This window comes from Saccharomonospora piscinae (genome assembly GCF_005862235.1).
GTDB lineage: Bacteria > Actinomycetota > Actinomycetes > Mycobacteriales > Pseudonocardiaceae > Saccharomonospora > Saccharomonospora piscinae.
Genome location: NZ_VCEK01000002.1, coordinates 24,932 through 44,131, shown reverse-complemented (window position 1 = coordinate 44,131; position 19,200 = coordinate 24,932). Strand labels below are relative to the sequence as shown.

The following is a 19,200-nucleotide window of genomic DNA, read 5'->3' as shown; positions in this document are numbered from 1 at the left end:
GGGTCAGAGCACGGAATGCTCGCGCAGGGCGGTCAGCAGCCCGTCCGTGCGCGTCGCCGTCGGTGACGGCTCCACCAGCGCGAACGCGCACCCCAGCGCGCGGGCCCCACCGTCGGCCTCCTCGCTGTCGCCGACCATGAGTGCGTTGCCGGGGGCCACACCGAGGCGGTCGAGCGCGAGCCGGAACATCGCCGGGTCGGGCTTGATGGCGCCGACCTCGTAGGAGAGGACGAAGTCGTCCACGTGCCGGTCGAGGCCGAGCCTGGTGAAGGCGGGCCGGATGTCGAACGCGATGTTGCTCAGCACGCCCACAGCGAGTCCCGCGCCCGAGACCCGTCGCAGTACCTCGGCGGTGTCGGGATACGGCGTCCACGACGCCGGATCGACGAGCCTGCCATACAGGGACTCCGCCTGCTGTCGGTGCGGGATGCCCGACTGCCGCAACACCTCCAGGTACACGGTGCGGTGCAGGGCGGGATCGAGGTCGCGGTGGTGCCATGCGTGGAGGTGCTCGTCGTCCAGATCCACGCTCAGCGTCACCGGCGCCGTCATGCGCCGCATCAACTCGGCCCTGGCCTCGACGTCGAAGGTCTCGCCCCGGTGATCGGTGAGATCGGCCAGCCAGCTCGGATCGTGTTCGAGCCGGAACAGTGTGCCGGAGAAGTCGAAGAGCACCGCCTTGATCGTCACGGGGCCACGCTACCGGTCACCGGGGCAGGAGCAGTGCCGTCGCGATGGCCGCCACACCCTCACCACGCCCGGTCAGACCGAGTCCGTCGGTGGTGGTCGCCGAGACCGAAACGGGGCCGCCCGCCGCCTCGGAGAGCACGCGCTGTGCCTCGTCGCGCCGTGTGCCGATCTTGGGCCGGTTGCCGACGACCTGGACCACCGCGTTGTTCACGCGGTACCCGGCCGCGGTGATGCGGCGGCGGACCTCGGTGAGCAGTTCGGCGCCGTGGGCGCCCGCCCATCGGCTGTCTCCCGTGCCGAAGACGGCGCCGAGGTCGCCGAGCCCGGCGGCCGACAGCAGGGCGTCACACAGGGCGTGTGCCGCGACGTCACCGTCCGAGTGTCCGGAGCAGCCATCGGCGCCGGGCCATTCCAAGCCGGCGAGCCAGCACTCACGCCCCGGCTCGATGGGGTGAACGTCGACTCCCTGACCGATTCTCATCGCCGTCCCTCTCCCCGGCTTGCGCGAACACGGCCTCGGCGACCGTGCGTTCGTAGGGGGTGCTCACGCGCATCCCGTGCGGATGTCCCGGTACCGGGCACGCGCTCGCCGCGGCGCCGGTGAGTAAGAACACCTCGCTCAGGTCCGCGTGGTCCAGCAGCGCGGCGGAGAACCCGCGCGGCGACTGCGCCCGGCGCAGCCGGTCGCGGTCCAGCGTGTGGAGTACGTCACCGCTGGCGTCGAGCACCTTGACGGTGTCGGTGACGGGCTCCACCGGCACGGCCACGGGCGCGCCGTCACGCACAGCAGCGACGACCGCACGGATCGTCTCCGGCGGAGTGAACGGGCGTACCGGATCGTGTATCAGGACGACGTCGGACGGGCGAGGGTCGGCGCGACGCAGTGCGCAGCGCGCCGACTCGATCCGGTCCGCATTGCCTGACGTGACGAGTACGGACACGGCGGAATCCGGGTCGAGCCCGAGGTCGGGCCCGGACGGTGTCGCGTGTGGACCGGCTATCACGATCCGGTCGACGCAACCCGAGTCCACCAGTCGACGCACGGCGTGAGCGAGCAGTGTCACACCGTTGACGCGCGCCAGCGCGCCCGCCGTGTCCGGAACGTCGTCGTCCCCGAGGGGGACCAGTGCTATGACCTGGCGCAGCGACTAAACCACCGCGGTTTCCAGCACCTCGTCGAGCAGGACCTCGGCCTTGCCCTCGTCGGTGCCCTCGGCGAGTGCGAGTTCGCTGACCAGAATCTGCCGCGCCTTGGCCAGCATCCGCTTCTCACCAGCGGAAAGGCCACGGTCTTTCTCCCGTCGCCACAGATCGCGCACCACTTCGGCCACCTTGTTGACGTCGCCGGAGGCGAGCTTTTCCAGGTTGGCCTTGTACCGGCGAGACCAGTTGGTCGGCTCGTCGGTGTGGGGTGCGCGCAGCACGTCGAAAACGCGGTTCAAGCCGTCCTGGCCGACGACGTCGCGCACGCCGACGACCTCGGCGTTGTCAGCGGGGACGCGAACCGTGAGGTCACCCTGCGCGACTTTCAGGACGAGGTACTGCTTCTCCTCGCCCTTGATCACGCGGGTTTCGATCGCTTCGATGAGTGCGGCACCGTGGTGCGGGTAGACGACGGTCTCTCCGACCTTGAAAACCATGTGTCCTCTGCCCCTTTCGCTGCGTCCAGCTTAGCACGCGCGCTCGGTGCCGAACCAGGCACCCGGACTCGTCTTCGCAGGTCAGTGGCCTGATTCGGGGAGTCGAGGGGGTTGACAAATGTGTAATTCGCATACTCACGCAGGTGACGGCGGGGTCTTTCCCGCCGTTTCCGGTAATCCATTGTGGACACGATTCCGCTAGTTGATCTCGGTGGTCCGGTGCCGCCTGCGCCACACTCGTGGGGCACCGGGTGAATTCCCAGCGTGCGGGTCGGGATAGTGTCGATGCCCAGGGCAGCCCTGAGTAGGAGGGACCGGAAGTGAAACGTCGCATGGTGGGCTCGATGGTCGGCTCGGCCGGTCCGGCCGTGGTCGCTGTCGGCGCCGCGTTGCTCGTCGCGGGCTGCGGGGCTGGCCAGATCACGCAGACGGACACCCAGGTGGCGACCATCAACGGCACTTCGGTCGGTGTCGGGACGATCGCGATCCGCAATGCCGAGATCGACTATCCGGAAGCTTCGCAGGGCCAGTCACAGCAGGCTCAGCAGGAGCACGAGGCCGAGGAGGCGGAGGGACTGGCCCCCGCCGTGTACCCCGTCAACAGTGACGCCGAGATCAGCATGTGGATCGTCAACGAAGGCTACGAGGGCGACGAACTCGTTTCCGCCCGCTCCGATCTCGCCTCCAACGTGGCGATCGAGGGGTCCCGTTCGGTGCCCGCGCAGCGCACCCTCGTGCTCAACCCCGCCTCCGGAGAGCTGAGCACCGACGACCCCACGCGGGGCCAGCTCACCCTGGAGGGCCTCAAGCGGCAGCTCCGTCCCGGGCAGATGGTGCAGCTCACTCTCACGTTCCGCGACGCCGGTTCCGTGACGTTCGATGTGCCGGTGACCGCACCCGACGACCCGAGGTCGAACCCGAACGAGCCCGAGGGGCACGGCGGCGGTCACTGACGCCGCCGGGCGGCGCGCGGACTGTCGGTGGCCGGCGTTAGCGTCGGCGGGTGGCCAAAGGTTCGACCTATCGCTGTGCCGAGTGCGGCTGTGAAGTCGCGAAGTGGCGCGGCCGCTGCCCCGAGTGCCAGGCGTGGGGAACGATGGAGGAGCGCGCCGACTCGCGCGCTCCGATCGCGAAGGTCGCCGCGGGGGCGCCCAGCTCGCCGGCCCGTCCCATCGCCGACGTCGACATCGAGACCTCCCGCGCCCGCGCCACGGGCGTTTCCGAGCTCGACCGGGTGCTCGGTGGCGGCCTCGTTCCCGGGGTCGTGGTGTTGCTCGCGGGCGAACCCGGGGTCGGCAAGTCCACGCTGTTGCTGGAGGTCGCCTACCAGTGGGCGGAGGGCCGTGGTGCCTCGGGGGCGGCGCTGTACGTGACCGGCGAGGAGTCCGCGGGGCAGGTGCGGCTGCGGGCCGAACGGACCGGCAACGTCCACGAGGCGATGTACCTCGCCGCCGAGAGCGACCTGTCCGCCGTGTTCGGGCATGTCGACGACGTCAAACCCGGCCTGCTGATCGTGGACTCCGTGCAGACGATGTCGTCGCCCCAGGCCGAGGGAGCGCCGGGGGGCGTGACGCAGGTGCGAGCGGTGGCGGCGGCGCTGGTCGCGCTCGCCAAGGACCGGGGGCTGCCCGTGGTACTGGTCGGGCACGTCACCAAGGAGGGCTCGGTCGCGGGCCCGAGGGTGCTGGAACACCTCGTGGACGTCGTCCTGCACTTCGAGGGCGACAAGCACTCCACGCTGCGCATGGTGCGGGGTGTCAAGAACCGGTTCGGCGCGGCCGACGAGATCGGCTGCTTCGAACTGCGCGACGACGGGATCGAGGGTGTGCCCGACCCGTCGGGGCTGTTTCTGAACCGGCATGCCGAGGCCGTGCCGGGCACGGCGGTCGCGGTGACCGTGGAGGGCAAGCGGCCGCTGCTGTGTGAGGTCCAGGCGCTGGTGGCCGACTCGGCGCTGCCGCAGCCGCGACGGGCGGTGAGCGGCCTCGACTCGGCGCGGGTGAGCATGGTGCTGGCGGTGCTGGAGAAACGCACCCGCAACCCGCTCGGCGGCAAGGACGTGTACACCGCCACGGTCGGGGGAATGAAGGTCACCGAACCGGCCGTGGACCTGGCCGTCGCGCTGGCGGTGTGGTCGGCCGCGTACGAGACGGCGCTGTCGCCGAGGCTGGTGGCGATCGGCGAGGTGGGCCTGGCCGGTGAGGTACGCCGGGTGACCGGGGTCGGCAGGCGGCTGGCCGAGGCGGCGAGGCTGGGTTTCACGCACGCGTTCGTGCCGCCCGATGCCGGGCCGCTGCCCGACGGCATCAAGACGATGGAGGTCGCCAGCCTCGCCGAAGCCTTGGAAGTCCTGGCGGCGAAGTACCGCTGAGCCGCGGGCGGTGCCGCGAAGGCCACCTTCGCTGCGCGAGACGCAGTGAAGGCCACCCTGATTGCGCCAGACGCAGCGAGGGTGGCCTTCACTGCATCCCAGTTGTCCACAGGGGCAGAGTTGTCCACAGGCTGCGCAGTTCGGGATTCCCTCGTCCTGCGACCACGGCGAAGCTTGCCGCATGACCAGAGGACGGTGGGACGATCACTCGGAGCTTCTTCGGCAGCGGAGCCGCCGCGGCGTCGTGAGGGTGGCGACGCTCGTGGCCGGGGGAATGGACAGCGCGACGGTGTACCGCCGTTGCCAACCGGGAGGGCCGTGGCGACGTCTCCTGCCCGGCATCGTCGTGCTGCAGAACGCTCCACCCGATCAGCTGCAGAAGGTGACGGCCGCGCTGTTGCACGCGGGGCCGAACGCTGTGGTGACGGGGGTCGAGGCGTGCCGGCGACTGGGTATGCGGCTTGAGGTGGACGACCACTCGGTGCATGTGTTGGTCCCGCACGCACGCGAGATGACCAGCTGCGGGTTCGTCGTGGTCGAGCGGACGCATCGTCTGCCACGGCCACTGTCACGGCAGGGGCTCCCGCTGGCGCCGCCGCAGCGCGCGGTGCTCGACGCGGTGCGGCGCCTTCGCGAACGGGACGTCGTCGCCGCATGCCTGGTCGAGGCGATGCAGCGGGGCAAATGCTCGGTCGCGGAACTTCGAGACGAACTGGCGAAGGGTTCCCAGCGCGGGAGTGCCCTGCCGCGTCGGGTGCTCGCCCAGGTCGACGGCCTCCGGTCGGTCGCCGAAGTGCATGGTCGCCGGTTGTCGCGACACCTCGGGGTCGCGCCGAGCCACTGGAACGCCCGGCTGCTCGGCAGCGACTCCCAGTACGTCGGACGCCCGGATGCGTGGTGGGACGACGTCGGCCTCGCTTGGGAGATCGATTCCGTGGAGTTCCACTTCGACCGCGCAGACTATGCGAAGACGCTCGCCAGGAACAGCCGCTACGCGCGGAACGGCGTGGTCGTGGTCCAGACGCTGCCGTCACGGCTACTGGCGGACCGGGCGGCGGTGATCGACGAACTCGATGCGGCGTATCGCATGGCGGCGACCCGGCCCCGGCCGCCGGTGACCATCGCCGCCGAGCCGTGACCGCGCGTGGGATTGGTGCCGCGAAGGCCACCTTCACTGCGTCAGACGCAGCGAGGGTGGCCTTCACTGCGCCCTGTGCAGCGAGGGTGGCCTTCGCGGCACCCCGGCACAGGGCGCGGTGACCCTCAGGCTTCCGAGAGCAGGCGTGCGCAGCGGATGAGACCGATGTGCGAGTACGCCTGCGGGTGGTTGCCCAGCGAGCGCTCGGCAACCGGGTCGTACTGTTCCGGCAGCAGGCCGGTCGGTCCCGCGGCGTCCACGAGCTGTTCGAACAGTTCCTCCGCCTCGGTGCGCCTGCCGGTCAGCAGGTACGCCTCGATCATCCAGGCCGCGCACAGGTGGAAGCCGCCCTCGTTGCCGGGCAGGCCGTCCTCCCTGTGGTAGCGGTAGACCGTGGAGCCGCTGCGCAGCTCGGCCTCGATGGCGGTCACCGTCGACTGGAACCGCTCGTCGTTGGGGTCGAGCAGGCCGGACAGCCCCACGAACAGCGACGCCGCGTCGAGGTCCGTGCCGTCGTAGGCGGTGGTGTAGGCGCGCACCTCGTCGTTCCAGCCCTGGTCGAGCACGTCCGTGGCGATCGTGTCGCGCAGTTCGTGCCAGCCGGTCGGCACCGGACGCTGGTAGATCTCGGCGAGCTTGATGGCGCGGTCGATCGTCAGCCAGCACATGACGCGCGAGTACACGCGGTGCCGCGGGACGTGCCGTTCCTCCCAGATGCCGTGGTCGGGCTCCGACCAGCGCCGGGTCACGGCCTCGGCCATGGCGCGCACCATCTGCCAGTCCTCGTCCCGCAGCTCGCCCCGCGCCTCGGCGAGCGTCATGACGAGCTCCACCACGGGACCGAAGACGTCGAGCTGCACCTGGTGGTTGGCGAGGTTGCCGACGCGCACCGGCCGCGAACCCTTGTAGCCGGGCAGCGAGTCGATCACGGCTTCGGCGCCGAGCTGGGTTCCGGCCAGCGTGTACAGCGGGTGCAGCCGTTCCGGGCCCGCGAGCGTGGACAGCACGCCGTGCAGCCAGCGCAGGAAGCCTTCGGCCTCGTCGAGTGATCCGAGCGAGACCAGTTCGCGCACCGTCATGGCGCCGTCGCGGATCCAGCAGTAGCGGTAGTCCCAGTTGCGGACCCCGCCGATCTCCTCGGGCAGGGAGGTGGTGGCGGCGGCCATCACGCCCCCGGTGTCGGAGTCGGCGAGCCCGCGCAGGGTCAGCGCCGACCGGGCGACCAGTTCGGGCTCCACCTGCGGCAGTTTCAGCGTGGTGGCCCAGTCGCTCCAGTACCGTCCTGCCCTGGACCGCCGGTCGAGTTCGCTCAGCTCGTGGCTGCCGAGGTCGGTGGTGCCGCACCGCAGTTCGAGCACCACCGGCCTGCCCTGGTCGGGCTCCACCAGCGCGCTGGCGGTGTCGTGCAGCCCGTCGCTCGTGATCTCCCACTGCACGCCGGGGGAGCGCAGCACGAACGGCTCGGAGGTCCCCAGCACCCGGAGGCCGTCCTCCTCCCGCAGCAGCCGCACGGGGACGCCGCCGAACTCGGGCCGGGGCGCGAACACGATCGACGCGGTGGCCTCGCCGCTGATGACCCGCACGAGGTCGGTGCGATGGGGCGCGCTCTCCGGTTCCAAGTAGTCGGTGACGAGCAGCCGCGACCAGCGGGTCTCCACCGTCATCGTGTTGGGCAGGTAGCGCTGCCCGAGCGGAAGCCCGTTGCGGTGCGGCTTGATCGAGAAGTGGCCCGCGCCCTCACCGCCGAGCAGGTCGGCGAACACGGCGGGCGCGTCGGGGCCGGGGTGGCACAGCCACGTGAGCTTGGCGTCCGGGGTGAGCAGGGCGACCGACCGCTCGCTGGCGAGCATCGACAGCCGCTCGATGGGCGGCGACTGCTCCCCGTAGAGCCAGGCGCGGCGCTCCTCCAGCAGGAACGCGAGCACCGTCGCGACGTCCTCGGTGTCGTCGATGCGGTACTGGGCGAGTGAGTCGCCGTCGCCGACCTTCACGCCCAGGTCGGGGCCGTGCAGGCGGGCGAACGCCTTCTCGTCGGTGACGTCGTCGCCGACGAACACGGCTGCGGTGGCGCCGGCCTGGTGGCGCAGCGTGTCCAGCGCGCTGCCCTTGTCGGTCTTCACGACCGCGAGTTCGACGACCTCCTTGCCGTCCGTGGTCGAGACGCCGTCCCACGTGGCGGGGCCGTCGTGTACGGCGCTCACCACGCGCTGTGCGGCGTCCCGGTCGGCTCGCCGCACGTGTACCGCCACGCTGGCCGGCTTCACCTCCAGCGTGGCGCCGTCGACACCGTCGATGAGGCGGGTCAGCTCGCTCTCCAGCTTTCGGTGCAGGTCGCGGGCGTCCGATTCGAGCGCGTGAACGAATCCGATGTCGAACTCGGAGCCGTGGCTGCCGACGAGATGCACCTCGGCGGGCAGGCGGGACAGAATGGCCAGGTCACGCAGTGCGCGGCCGGAGATCACCGCGGACGTGGTCTCGTGCAGGGACGCCAGGGACCGCAGCGCGCCGACCGACTCCGGCCTGGCTCTGGCCTCGTCGGGATTCGTCGTGATGGGCGCCAGCGTTCCGTCGTAGTCGCAGGCGACCAGCAGACGCGGCGTCCTGGCGATCTGCACGATCGCGCGCCGCAGCTCGGCGGGCAGGGCCTCGGCGGTCAACACTCCTCCTTCAGGAGTTCAGCAGCATATGGAGAAGCAGTCAGGCGGTGGCCGCTTCGGTCCCGAGGGCTTCGAGGAACGAGCGCGCCCACCTGTCGACGTCGTGTGTCAGCACCTGACGACGCAAGGCGCGCATCCTACGCCGACCTTCCGCGGGGTCGAGCGTAATGGCCTGTTCGAGTGCGTTCTTCACCCCGTCCAGGTCGTGCGGATTGACGAGAAAAGCGCTGCTCAGCTCGGCCGCCGCTCCCGCGAACTCCGACAGCAGGAGTGCGCCACCAAGATCGTGTCTGCACGCGACGTACTCCTTGCAGACGAGGTTCATGCCGTCCCGCAGCGGCGTGACGACCATGACGTCGGCGGCGGAGAAGAACGCGGCCAGCTCGGAGCGGTTCACGGACTGGTGCAGGTAGTGCACGGCGGGGTGCCCGACGCGGGCGAACTCGCCGTTGATGCGCCCCACCATCTGCTCGATCTCACTGCGCATCTGCTGGTAGTGCTCGACCCGCTCCCTGCTGGGAGTGGCCAGCTGGATGAACGTGACGTCGTCGGGCTTGACCCTGCCCTCCTGGAGCAGTTCGTGGAACGCCTGCAACCGCAGGTCGATGCCCTTCGTGTAGTCGAGCCGGTCGACCCCGAGCAACACCGTCTTCGGGTCGCCCAGCTCGTGCCGCACCTGCGCGGCACGCTCCTGGACCTCCTTGCTGCGCGACAGGGTGTCGAGCCCCGCCGCGTCGATGGAGATGGGGAACGCGCCGACCCGGACGGTGCGGTCGCCGACCTGCACCATGCCCGGACGGGATCGCACACCCACCGAGCCCCGGCTGGGTTCCAGCCCGATGAGCTGCCGGGCCAGCCAGAGGAAGTTCTGCGCCCCACCGGGCCGGTGGAAGCCCACCAGGTCGGCTCCGATCAGCCCGCGGACGATCTCGGCCCGCCACGGCAGCTGCATGAACAGCTCCACGGGCGGGAAGGGGATGTGCAGGAAGAACCCGATACGCAGGTCGGGGCGCAGGTCGCGCAGCATCGTGGGCACGAGTTGCAGCTGGTAGTCCTGCACCCACACGGTGGCGCCCTCACCCGCCACGGCGGCGCTGGCCTCGGCGAAGCGGCGGTTGACCCGCACGTAGCTTTCCCACCAGCCGCGGTCGAACACCGGCCGGGCCACCACGTCGTGGTAGAGCGGCCACAGCGTCGCGTTCGAGAAGCCTTCGTAGTAGTCGGCCACCTCCGCGGAGGTCAGCGACACCGGGTGCAGCACCAGGCCGTCGTCGCTGAACTCCTCGACGTCCACGTCCGGAACACCGGGCCAGCCCACCCATGCGCCCTTGCGGGAGCGCAGGAACGGCTCCAGCGCGGACACGAGCCCGCCGGGGCTCTGTGTCCAGCGCTGGGTGCCGTCCGAGGAGCGTTCGAGGTCCACCGGCAACCGGTTGGCGACGACCACGAACTCGGCTCTCGCGTTCGACCGGGGAATCTCCGACGGTTCGGCAAGCTCCGGGAAAGGCATGCTCAAACAGTATCGCGGTGGAGCTATTCGAGGGGGCGGCCAGCGTTCAGGGGCCCGGCCATCCGGGGCCCTGACAGCTTGCGTTCGAGCCTGCCGAGACCCGTCCTGACCGGCTGCGCCAGGAACTCACCGAGCACTACGCCCGCGGCCAGTGCCAGGCCGATGGCCACGGCGGACATGAGCGTGGTGATGTTGCCGCCGTCGACGAGTTCGGACATTCCCCGGTAGGTGGAGAACCCCGGAAGGAGCGGGGTGATGCCGGACACGGCCACCACCAGCGGGGTGACCTTGAGCCTGCGGGCGAGCACGCCCCCGCCGAGCCCCACGAGCGTCGCCGCGATGGACGCGGCGAAGATCTGGTTGTAGCCGGCGAGACCGAGTGCGCCGTACGCGCTCGCGCCCACGGCACCCGCGACGGCCGCCACGGCCAGCGGTCGCACCTTCGAGTACGACGCCAGTGCGAAGCACGCCGCCGCGCCCGTCCCGGCCACCATCATCACCGGCAGCGACAGCGGGGTGTACGCGGGCGTGGTGGGCAGGGGCGTGTGCGTGGCACCCAGCTCGGTCGCGAGGCTGAGCGCGGCACCCACGCCCGTGATGAGTCCCGCACTCATGATCGCCACTTCGAGGGTCCGGCCCGACGCCGTGACGTAGTAACCGGTGATGGCGTCCTGCACCGCGGACACCGTGGACAGTCCCGACAGCAACACGGTCAGGGCCGCGGCGACCACCAGGGTGGGTCTTTCGAGATCGAGGGATTCGATGTTGACGATGGCGGTCGCGGCGAGCGTCGCGATGAACCCGCCGACCACCTGTTGAAAGAAAAAGGGCAGGGCGCCCTTGTTGAGCAGCCGGCCCACCCGGTCGACCACGGCACTGATCACGAACGAGATCACCGGCAGCCAGCCGGTCCCGCCGAGCAGGAGGGTGATGAAACCCGCCATGCCGCCCCAGGCCAGGGTCGAGACCCAGCGCGGGTAGGGGTGCTTGGCGTTGGTGATGCTGACCAGTTCCGTGTACGCGTCGGCCGCGCTGATCCGGTTGCGGAGCAGCCGCTGCACGAGGCGTTCGGTTTCGGACAACCGGGTGTAGTCGAGGCTGCGCGAGCGGACGACGCGAAGCGCCGTGACCGGGGGAAGGTCACTGCCCCGGAGGCAACTCACGGTGATGGACGTGAAGATCACGTCCACCTCGCAGCGCGGCACACCCAGCGCGCGGGTCAGCGCGAGGATGGTCGCGGTGACGTCCGACGCGCCAGCGCCGTTGGCCATCTGGACCTCGCCGATCCGCGTCACCAGGTCCAGGACCAGGTGAACGGTGGTCTCGTCGGGCAGCTCGGGCCCGATGGCGTGGTCCTGGAACGGTTCCACCGCGGGCAACTCACCCGTCGGCGGCTCCAGGACGTGCCACGCGCGCTGCCGGGTGCGGTGGCTGCGCTGCTGCCGCTGTGCGCGCTTGTCTGCCTGATCGTCGGCTGGTGCTTCCAGGATCTGCCACGCGTGACGGCGCTTGGGTGCGGCCGCACGAGCGCGCGGCTTCAGTTTCATCTCCACCTCCTCGACAAGCGAGGGAGTTCCAGCGAATCCCCCGCCAGACCATCGGCCGGGTGACGCTGGTCGTTGCACCCCAAGGGCCGTGGCGTATACCACATTGTTGTTCGACTGTGACCTCGGTCCACGGTAATCGCTGCTGGCCCGCTCAACAGGCACGACGAGGCTTCCCGGGCGGTCGCTGTGGCGCACATCGCGCTGGATATAGTGAGGGTGGAGCCGCGCGCCCCCCGGCGCACGGAAATCCGGCCGGTATAGCTCAGTTGGTAGAGCATCTGTCTTGTAAACAGAAGGTCAGGGGTTCGAGTCCCCTTGCCGGCTCCGTGAGGCGATCGACGCCTCAGGCGAGGTAGGCCAGCACCGCGGGCTCGTCCCGGTCGCCCCAGGTTCCGGTGAGGGCCGGGCCGGCAGGCCGGGCCGGTGCTCGGCGGGGATCACGGACCACGACGATTCCCTCGGCGGGATTCCGGCTCGCGCCGCTGCCGCGGACCCACATCGTCGGCTCGCGGGTCACCGGGCCTTCCGGTGTGTGGACGATCTGCTCGACCTGGGTGTCCGCGTCGAGGATGACGCGGGTCAGCTCGGTTCGGAAGACCGGGTCGCCGGGGCCGTCGTAGACCCAGCGGGTGCCGAGCACCGAGTGTTCCATGGTGCCGACGAGCCACTCCTCGGCGCCGTCCAGTGGCGCGGCGCGGTAGGTCAGTGGGACGTGGACGAGCCGCTGTCCTGCCGCGAACAGATGCGCTTCCATGCCGACCTCGCCGACCGGGTCGTCGAAGCGGTAGGAGCCGATCGGGTTGAGCTGGGTTGCCTGCCCGTCGAACCAGGGCTGCTTCGGCAGCCACGCCGCGACGAGTTCTGCCTTCGTGGGAACGATGTTCGCCTGGTAGATGATCGCCATCCGACCAAACTAGCCGGGCTCGCGCGCGATGCCCGGTGCTCAGTCGCCGGGCAGGGTCACCGCCCGCACCCGGCCGTGCGTGAGCCACCGCTGTGTGATGCTCACGCCCGTGTGGTGAGTCAGCAGCGCCAGCACCTTCGCCTCGTCCGGTGAGGAGTGCTCCGGGTCGCCGAAGTGGTGGAGCCGTTCCTCGGGGCGCTCGTGCGGTGGGGGCGTGCCGGGCTCTGTCCGGTACAGCAGCGTCGCGTCCCGCCAGCACGAGGCGTAGAGGCTGCCCTTGGGGTTGAAGAACACGCTCGCCAGCCGCGTGCCGCTGGACAGGTTCCGGCAGGCCCGCCCCTCGGAGGCGGTGGGGCCGAGCACGGCCACACCGCCGTCGCACGCACCCAGGTAGGCGTCGGCGCGCTCCGGCCCGAGCACCCACTCGTCGTGCTCGTAGAGGGGATCCTCGTCGCCGAGGGCGTATCGCACCGCCGCGTACGGGCTGCGAACGCGGGGGCACGCGGCCGGCTCGGCTCCCAGCCGCCTGATCGCGTCGTCCTCACCGATCCCGGCGACGACGGCGACCTCCAGCTGGAAGTCGCTCCACCCGGACGCCCATCGGTAGGACGCGATGAGCGAGTCGGCGCGCTGCTGCTCGGTGCCGTCCACGGGCTCGATCACCATTTCACCGTCCCGGACTCGTCTGCGTCGTGCCGTGGGCGACCATACGGTGACCCTCCGACGATCTCGTGCCACGGTGGGGCCACGAGAAGGTCGCGACGGGGCTCGGAGCCGTCTCCGTCCCGTAAGGTCGGATACCGACGCCATGTTCGCCGAGGAGTCCCGTTGTGAGTACGTCAGCCGACCATCGGCCCGGTCCGGCCGCGGTCGGCGGTGACCGGGAGCAGATGCGCTTTCTGCAACAGGTCTCGCGGCAGCTCGCCGGTTCGCTCAACGTCCGGCGCACGGCGCTGCGCGCACTCGGCTTCGCCGTCCCCGCTCTGGGGCACTGGGCCATGCTGGCCTTCTTCGACTCCGATCAGGTCTCGGTGTACTCCCACGACAGCAGCGGGCGGGCGACCGGCCCCACTCCGCTCGGCAGGCTGGCACCCGACCACGAGCTGTCCCGCCTCCGGCGGCGCGGAACCACGGCCCGGTACGCACTCCCAGCAGGTGACCGTCCGGAGATCCTGGACGCGCTGGTTCCCTCGGAAGCGCTGAGGGCCGTGGTGGCGAGTCGCCGCCCCGCCGAGATGCTCGCCGTACCGCTGAACATCGGCGGTGCCACCAACGGGGTGCTCCTGCTCGCGCGCGCCGACGACCAGGAGACCTCCGGTGACGTACTGGTGGCCGAGGAGTTCGTCTACCGGGTCGCCGCCACCCTGGAGTCGGCGCGGCTCTACGAGGAGCGCGGGCAGATGGCGGAGGCGTTGCAGGCGTCGCTGCGCCCGCCGGAACTGCCGGAACTGGGCGGGGTGCGGCTGGCCGCGCGGTACCGGCCCGGCGCCCAGCGGCTCAGCATCGGCGGCGACTTCTACGACGTCCACGGCACGCCCGAGGACTTCACCGTCGTGGTCGGCGACGTGTGCGGCAAGGGCATCGACGCGGCCGTCTACACCGGCCTCGCGCGGCAGACGATCAGAGCGGCGGCGTTCTTCGACCGCTCGCCCGCGCGCGTGCTCGGTGCGTTGAACGAGGTCCTGCGCGGCCAGCTCGCCGACCGGTTCGTCACCGCTGCGTGCGTGCGGTTCCAGCGGGAGCCGGAGTCGGCGGAACTGGCGGCGACCGTGGGGGTGGCCGGGCACCCTCCACCGCTGGTGTTGCGGGCCGACGGCACCGTCGACGAGGTCACGATCGCGGGCACCGTCGCCGGCATGATCCCCGGCCTGACCTTCGCCGAGGCCGGGGTGCGGCTCGGTGAGGGCGACACCATGCTGCTCTACACCGACGGGGTGGACGAGGCGCGCGGGCCCGACGACTTCTACGGCCACGAACGGCTGCGCCTGCTGCTGCCCGAGTACGCGGGAGCGGGACCGGCCACCCTGTGCGAGGCTGTCGAGCAGCGCGTCCTCGAACATCTCGACGGGGGCGGCCACGACGACATCGCCCTGCTCGCCGTGCGAAACGGAGCGTGATCCATGAGCACCGGCCCTCCCCGTTCCGACAATGTGGCCGTCCTCGACGACTTCGAGTACGCGCTGTTGTCGGGAAACACGTCGGCCGCGGTGGGCGTCGTGGACAGCGCGCTCGACGACGGCCACGCGCCACTGTCGGTGCTGTGCGAGGTGATCACCCCGGCACAGCGCGCGATCGGGCAGCGGTGGCAGGACGGGCAGTGGTCGGTCGCGCAGGAACACATCGCCACCGGTATCTCGCTGGCCGCGACCGAGGCCGTGGCCAGGCGGGTCCGCGAGGTTCCCGCCACCAAGGGCCGCGTCGTCGTCGGGTGCGCCGAACGGGAGTGGCACGCGCTGGCGGCGATGGTCGTCGGCACCAGCCTGCGAACCCGTGGCTGGCAGGTCACGTTTCTCGGGGCCGCCACTCCGGCCGAGCGGCTCTACTCCTACCTGCAGCAGATGGCGCCCGACGCCGTGGCGGTGAGTACGTCGGTGGCCGGTGGGCTGCCCAGCACCCGCCGGGCCATCGAGGCGGCCACGACCGCAGGCATCCCGGTACTGGCGGGCGGTGCGGCGTTCGGTCCCGATGCGCTGCGTGCCCGCGCGCTCGGGGCGACGGCGTGGGCGCCGACCCTGCCCGAGGGGCTCGATCTCGTCGAGGAGCTGCCCGCCACCGTCGAACCGGTGGAGCCGCTGCCCGTGGCCGTGGTGTCGGAGCAGCGCGGTCTCGACGCCGATCATCACCGTCTGGTGGAGCTGGTGGCGCGGCACTGGAAACCGGCCGGGCTCGCGCCCGCCGACGACATCGTGGCCGACACCGACCTCACGCTGGTGGCGCGCGACTGTATCGAGCAGCCGCTGCGTTGCCTGCAGGGCGCGCTGCTGACGGGCGACGGCAGGCTCGTGAGTGAGGTCGCCGACTGGACGGCCGCCGTGTTGCGGGCGCGCTCGGTGCCGCCGTCGGCGGTCGTCGACCTGCGCGGGGAGCTCGTGGCCGCGCTGGGGGAGTACCCGTTGGCGCGGAGGCTGGTGGAGGACCGCTGGCCCGGCACCGCGCCCGCGTGACCCGTGCCATGATCGACTCGACAACCCGAGCCGTGAAGGAGGAGTCGTGACCGCCGCACCCCGTGATGTGGAGCAGTTCTACTCGACCGCGGAGGTGGTCGCCAAGCTGCGCCGTCTCGCCGACGCACTGGAGACCGACCAGCCGTTCCGCATCCAGATCGCCGGTGAGCGCGTCCGCGTTCCCGCTCGCGCCCAGTTCTCCATCGAGCACGAGCGGGGCGACGGCGAGGAGGAGATCGAGTTCCAGCTGAAGTGGACGCTGGCCGATGCGGGCGAGGACGCCGACGAGGCGACCGAAGCCGACGACAAGCCGGTGGTCTGACCGGCCTGTCCCGGAGACCGTGGCGGGCCACCGCCGTCCGCCACGGCCTCACTTCCAGACTGTGCGCACCTCCGCGACGTCCAGCTCGTCCTCCCCCTCGGCACGGTGGTGAATGGTCCAGACGGTTCCTGCCTCGTCCAGCATCCCGTAGAGCTGGCCCTCGTCGCAGCGGTAGCTGAGGTGGTGGCCCTCGACCGTCTCGCGCACCCCGAAGATCTTGGCGCAGCGCGTGCCGTCGGCGAGTTCGAGGAACCAGTGCGGGTCGAACGCCGCCGAATCGCGCGGCTGCTCACCGTTGTCGTGCAGCACGTACACCCTGGTGAGCTCGGACTGTGCCGGGTCGGCGAGGCAGAGTGCCACGGTGTCGACGCTGGTGAGTTGCGCGTCCCCGTCCCCGGGAGCGCGGACGAGTACCGGCCCCGCCGGCACGAAACACGGGTCCAGGGCCACTGTCGTCTCGTTGGTGAAGCAACGCCGGGCGAGCGGATTCTCCGGGCTGAGCAGGGAGTTCTCGCACCGCGCCGACACCTCGTCGGTGACCCGGAGGCCCGCGGCGGGATCGCCGTGCTCGCCGTAGGGGTCGAACACGACCGTGTGGGTGCGTTGCACCGGTTCCGCCGTGGCCGCGGGCGAGGTCGTGCAGCCGGTGGCCAGTGCCGCGGCCACGGCAAGGCACGCCATCACCGCGATCGCCGGCCGCCTGAGTTTCTGGCGCACAGACCGCTGCCCCTTTCTCCCGCGTCCGGGTACCGTCGAGCGTGCTCCGAGGGTAATCGGCCGACTTCGTGACCCGAATTCTAGGGAGGAAACCGCGGTGCTGGACCTGCTTCTGCGAAACGTGCGTGCCCTGACCATGCGGGACGAGGCGCCCCGGGCCCATACCGTGGGCGTGCTCGGCGGTCGCATCGTCGGCGTCGACGACGAGGTCGCCGGCCTCTCCGCGCGCACGGTCGTGGACGGCGGCGGTGCCGTGCTCACGCCCGGATTCACCGACGCGCACAACCACATGGTCTGGTACGGGCTGTCGCTCGCGGAGCTGGACCTGTCCGGATGCCGCACGCTCGACGAGCTGTACGACACGGTGGCCGCCCGCGCCGCGCAGCTCCCGTCGGATGCCTGGGTCGTCGGGTCGCAGTACGACGACTTCGTGCTGGGCCGCCACCCCGAGCGGGCGGCGCTGGACCGCGCCGGTGGTGGCCGTCCCGTGTGGCTCAAGCACCGCTCCGCGCACATGTGCGTGGCCAGCAGCGCGATCCTCGACAAGGCGGGGATTCTCGACGGCAGCGCGCCGGTGCCGGAGGGCGGCGTCGTCGAGCGCGACGCGGCGGGCGAGGCCACGGGCCTGCTCGCCGAGCAGGCCCAGCAGCTCGTGGACGCGCTCGTCAAGCCGTACCCGGTCGACGAGCTGGCCGAGGCCATCGCCAGGGCGGCGAAGGTGTACGCCGCGGAGGGCCTCACCCACGTCACGGAGGCGGGCATCGGGGGCGGCTGGATCGGCCACAGCCCGGCCGAGGCGGCGGCCTACCAGCTCGCCCGGCAGCGTGGTGAGTTGACGGCGCGGGTCGAGCTGATGCCCGCCGCGGACGTACTGCACCCGCTCGCCGAGGAACTCGTGGGGCTCGATCTCGGCCTGCGCAGCGGGTTCGGCGACGACAGGCTGCGCATCGGCCCGATGAAGATCTTCACCGACGGCGCGTTGAGCAGTCGCACGGCGGCGGTGACGGAGCCGTTCGAGGGCGGTGGGGGACTCGGCGTGCTGGGCGACGACCCTGAGGTGCTGCGGGCACGCATCCTCGCCGCGCACCGCAGCGGCTGGCGGGTGGCCGCGCACGCGATCGGCGACCGGGCCATCGACCTCACGCTCGACGCGTTCGAGCAGGCGCAGCGGGAGTTCCCCCGGCCCGGTGTGCGGCACCGGATCGAGCACGCGGCCATGGTGCGGCCCGACCAGTTGCCGCGACTGGCGGCACTCGACGTCGTCCCGGTGCCGCAGGCGCGCTTCCTGTACGAGATCGGCGACACCATCCGCGCCGCGCTCGGCGACGCCCGCGTGCCGTGGGTGTACCGGCACCGGTCGTTCCTCGACGCGGGACTGCGGGTCCCGGCCAGCTCCGACCGGCCCTGCGTGGGCACGGGCGCGCCGCTGGCGGGCATGCGGAACATGGTCGAGCGCACCACGAGCGGTGGTGTGGTGCTGGCGCAGGACGAGCGCGTGGACGCCACCGAGGCGTTGCGGGCGTTCACCACGCACGCGGCGTACGCGGGCGGGTTGGAGCACCGGCGAGGCCACATCGAGGCCGGGATGGACGCCGACCTCGTGCTGCTCGACGACGACCCCACGACCGTGCCGTCGTCGGCCATCGACGGGATCGGCGTGCTGGCGACGTTCGTCGGCGGTGAGGCGGTGTACGGCGGCGAGAAGCTGACCTATGCCCGGGGCGGGGCGGGCTGAGTCCCTACGGGAACCGCGGACACGGCTACGCAGCCTGCGGACACGGCTACGTGGGCTGCGGACACGGCGACACAGGGTTGGAGTGCGACGATGCGGGACGAGGTTCGGAGCCTGCTCGACAGCCTCGACACCGGGCGGGCGGCGCTGCGCGAGGCCGCCGGTCTGCTGCTCGACGTCCTCGACGGCGATGGTGTGATTCACGCCGCCGGTGCGGGCCATTCGCTGGCGATGGTGTGCGAGACCTTCTACCGCGCGGGCGGGCTCGCGGCGGTACGCCCGCTGTGGGACGGCGAGGTGCTGCCCCTGTCCGGCGCGTTGCGCAGCTCCGCGGCCGAACGCGCGCCCGGGCGGGGCCGTGCTCTCGTTGAGCGGGCCGATCTCCGACCCGGCGACGTCGTTGTGGTGTTCTCCACCAGCGGGCGCAATCCCTACCCCGTCGAGATCGCGCGGACCGCGCTGGAACGCGGCGTCGACGTGATCGCGGTGACGTCGGTGGCCGCCTCGGCGGCGGCCACCGACCGCAGCGGCACCCGCCTGGCCGAGCACGCCACGCTGGTGCTCGACACGGCGGTGCCGCCGGGCGACGTCGTGCATCCCGCCGGCGAACCGCGAACGTCGGCGGTGTCCACGATCGCTGGTGCCTACCTGTGGTCCGCGCTGCTCGCGGAACTCCACGACCTCGCGGAGGAGCGGGGAGAGACACTGCCGGTGTGGACCAGTGCCAACGTGCCGGGCGGCGACGAGCGCAACGCGGAACTCGTCGCCCGCTACAGCGACCGGATTCCCGAGCTGTCGAACTGAGAGC

Annotated in this window: 18 protein-coding genes and 1 tRNA gene; 9 read left to right on the top strand and 10 right to left on the bottom strand. The window is 71.2% G+C overall.

Features of this window, described 5'->3' with window-relative positions:
- Positions 1-3: 3 nt before the first annotated feature.
- The 4 genes from FFT09_RS05705 to FFT09_RS05690 form a co-directional block, all read right to left on the bottom strand.
- The gene (locus FFT09_RS05705) at positions 4-690 is read right to left on the bottom strand and encodes an HAD family hydrolase (protein ID WP_138382077.1); all 687 of its coding nucleotides are present in this window, start codon (positions 688-690) and stop codon (positions 4-6) included.
- A 16-nt stretch (positions 691-706) separates the two neighbouring features.
- Entirely contained in the window at positions 707-1,171 is a 465-nt protein-coding gene (ispF, locus tag FFT09_RS05700; RefSeq protein WP_138382076.1) for a 2-C-methyl-D-erythritol 2,4-cyclodiphosphate synthase, read from the bottom strand.
- Positions 1,122-1,772: an IspD/TarI family cytidylyltransferase gene (locus tag FFT09_RS05695; RefSeq protein ID WP_341869008.1), complete on the bottom strand. Its 651-nt coding sequence runs from the start codon at positions 1,770-1,772 to the stop codon at positions 1,122-1,124. The genes ispF and FFT09_RS05695 overlap by 50 nt, the downstream gene beginning before the upstream one ends.
- Positions 1,773-1,838: 66 nt before the next feature.
- The gene (locus FFT09_RS05690) at positions 1,839-2,330 is read right to left on the bottom strand and encodes a CarD family transcriptional regulator (protein ID WP_024875363.1); all 492 of its coding nucleotides are present in this window, start codon (positions 2,328-2,330) and stop codon (positions 1,839-1,841) included.
- 320 nt (positions 2,331-2,650) lie between these two features.
- Here FFT09_RS05690 and FFT09_RS05685 point away from each other — a divergent pair, with 320 nt between their 5' ends.
- The 3 genes from FFT09_RS05685 (at position 2,651) to FFT09_RS05675 (ending at position 5,839) form a co-directional block, all read left to right on the top strand.
- Positions 2,651-3,283, top strand: a complete 633-nt coding sequence (locus FFT09_RS05685; protein ID WP_138382074.1) for a copper chaperone PCu(A)C domain-containing protein — start codon at positions 2,651-2,653, stop codon at positions 3,281-3,283.
- 50 nt (positions 3,284-3,333) lie between these two features.
- Positions 3,334-4,701, top strand: coding sequence for a DNA repair protein RadA (radA, locus tag FFT09_RS05680; RefSeq protein WP_024875361.1), 1,368 nt, complete (start codon positions 3,334-3,336; stop codon positions 4,699-4,701).
- A gap of 244 nt (positions 4,702-4,945) precedes the next feature.
- A complete protein-coding gene (locus tag FFT09_RS05675) occupies positions 4,946-5,839 on the top strand; it encodes a hypothetical protein (protein ID WP_244231248.1) in 894 nt (297 codons plus the stop codon).
- A gap of 125 nt (positions 5,840-5,964) precedes the next feature.
- Here the strand turns inward: FFT09_RS05675 and otsB are convergent, their stop codons facing one another.
- The 3 genes from otsB to FFT09_RS05660 are packed head-to-tail and all read right to left on the bottom strand — an operon-like array spanning position 5,965 to position 11,553.
- A complete protein-coding gene (gene otsB / locus FFT09_RS05670; protein ID WP_138382072.1) occupies positions 5,965-8,496 on the bottom strand; it encodes a trehalose-phosphatase in 2,532 nt (843 codons plus the stop codon).
- Between the two features lie 40 nt (positions 8,497-8,536).
- A complete protein-coding gene (locus FFT09_RS05665; protein ID WP_081191809.1) occupies positions 8,537-10,006 on the bottom strand; it encodes an alpha,alpha-trehalose-phosphate synthase (UDP-forming) in 1,470 nt (489 codons plus the stop codon).
- A 23-nt stretch (positions 10,007-10,029) separates the two neighbouring features.
- Entirely contained in the window at positions 10,030-11,553 is a 1,524-nt protein-coding gene (locus tag FFT09_RS05660) for a threonine/serine exporter family protein (protein WP_024875358.1), read from the bottom strand.
- A 251-nt stretch (positions 11,554-11,804) separates the two neighbouring features.
- On the opposite strand from FFT09_RS05660, the gene FFT09_RS05655 reads away from it, so the two are divergent.
- Positions 11,805-11,877, top strand: a tRNA-Thr gene (locus FFT09_RS05655).
- Between the two features lie 19 nt (positions 11,878-11,896).
- On the opposite strand, the gene FFT09_RS05650 is transcribed toward FFT09_RS05655, so the two are convergent.
- Together FFT09_RS05650 and FFT09_RS05645 are read right to left on the bottom strand one after the other, a co-directional pair.
- Positions 11,897-12,457: a CG0192-related protein gene (locus tag FFT09_RS05650; protein ID WP_138382071.1), complete on the bottom strand. Its 561-nt coding sequence runs from the start codon at positions 12,455-12,457 to the stop codon at positions 11,897-11,899.
- Positions 12,458-12,496: 39 nt separating this feature from the next.
- Positions 12,497-13,123, bottom strand: a complete 627-nt coding sequence (locus tag FFT09_RS05645) for a DUF6461 domain-containing protein (RefSeq protein WP_138382070.1) — start codon at positions 13,121-13,123, stop codon at positions 12,497-12,499.
- 164 nt (positions 13,124-13,287) lie between these two features.
- On the opposite strand from FFT09_RS05645, the gene FFT09_RS05640 reads away from it, so the two are divergent.
- From FFT09_RS05640 to FFT09_RS05630, 3 genes are read left to right on the top strand one after another with little or no spacing between them, the layout of a single operon-like run.
- The gene (locus tag FFT09_RS05640) at positions 13,288-14,574 is read left to right on the top strand and encodes a PP2C family protein-serine/threonine phosphatase (RefSeq protein ID WP_420852682.1); all 1,287 of its coding nucleotides are present in this window, start codon (positions 13,288-13,290) and stop codon (positions 14,572-14,574) included.
- A gap of 3 nt (positions 14,575-14,577) precedes the next feature.
- Positions 14,578-15,621, top strand: a complete 1,044-nt coding sequence (locus FFT09_RS05635) for a cobalamin B12-binding domain-containing protein (protein WP_081191806.1) — start codon at positions 14,578-14,580, stop codon at positions 15,619-15,621.
- Positions 15,622-15,667: 46 nt separating this feature from the next.
- Entirely contained in the window at positions 15,668-15,943 is a 276-nt protein-coding gene (locus FFT09_RS05630; RefSeq protein WP_081191805.1) for an amphi-Trp domain-containing protein, read from the top strand.
- 48 nt (positions 15,944-15,991) lie between these two features.
- Here the strand turns inward: FFT09_RS05630 and FFT09_RS05625 are convergent, their stop codons facing one another.
- Entirely contained in the window at positions 15,992-16,660 is a 669-nt protein-coding gene (locus FFT09_RS05625; RefSeq protein ID WP_244231247.1) for a hypothetical protein, read from the bottom strand.
- A 97-nt stretch (positions 16,661-16,757) separates the two neighbouring features.
- Between FFT09_RS05625 and FFT09_RS05620 the strand changes: the two genes are divergently transcribed.
- Together FFT09_RS05620 and FFT09_RS05615 are read left to right on the top strand one after the other, a co-directional pair.
- The gene (locus FFT09_RS05620; protein ID WP_138382069.1) at positions 16,758-18,395 is read left to right on the top strand and encodes an amidohydrolase; all 1,638 of its coding nucleotides are present in this window, start codon (positions 16,758-16,760) and stop codon (positions 18,393-18,395) included.
- Positions 18,396-18,485: 90 nt separating this feature from the next.
- Positions 18,486-19,196, top strand: coding sequence for an SIS domain-containing protein (locus FFT09_RS05615; protein ID WP_081191803.1), 711 nt, complete (start codon positions 18,486-18,488; stop codon positions 19,194-19,196).
- Positions 19,197-19,200: the final 4 nt, after the last annotated feature.

Excerpts from the sequence above, each read along its gene's own strand:
- FFT09_RS05635 (WP_081191806.1), top strand. The coding sequence starts at position 14,578 with ATGAGCACCGGCCCTCCCCGTTCCGACAATGTGGCCGTCCTCGACGAC.
- FFT09_RS05665 (WP_081191809.1), bottom strand. The coding sequence starts at position 10,006 with ATGCCTTTCCCGGAGCTTGCCGAACCGTCGGAGATTCCCCGGTCGAAC.
- FFT09_RS05690 (WP_024875363.1), bottom strand. The coding sequence starts at position 2,330 with ATGGTTTTCAAGGTCGGAGAGACCGTCGTCTACCCGCACCACGGTGCC.
- FFT09_RS05660 (WP_024875358.1), bottom strand. The coding sequence starts at position 11,553 with ATGAAACTGAAGCCGCGCGCTCGTGCGGCCGCACCCAAGCGCCGTCAC.
- FFT09_RS05615 (WP_081191803.1), top strand. The coding sequence starts at position 18,486 with ATGCGGGACGAGGTTCGGAGCCTGCTCGACAGCCTCGACACCGGGCGG.
- FFT09_RS05645 (WP_138382070.1), bottom strand. The coding sequence starts at position 13,123 with ATGGTGATCGAGCCCGTGGACGGCACCGAGCAGCAGCGCGCCGACTCG.
- FFT09_RS05650 (WP_138382071.1), bottom strand. The coding sequence starts at position 12,457 with ATGGCGATCATCTACCAGGCGAACATCGTTCCCACGAAGGCAGAACTC.
- ispF (WP_138382076.1), bottom strand. The coding sequence starts at position 1,171 with ATGAGAATCGGTCAGGGAGTCGACGTTCACCCCATCGAGCCGGGGCGT.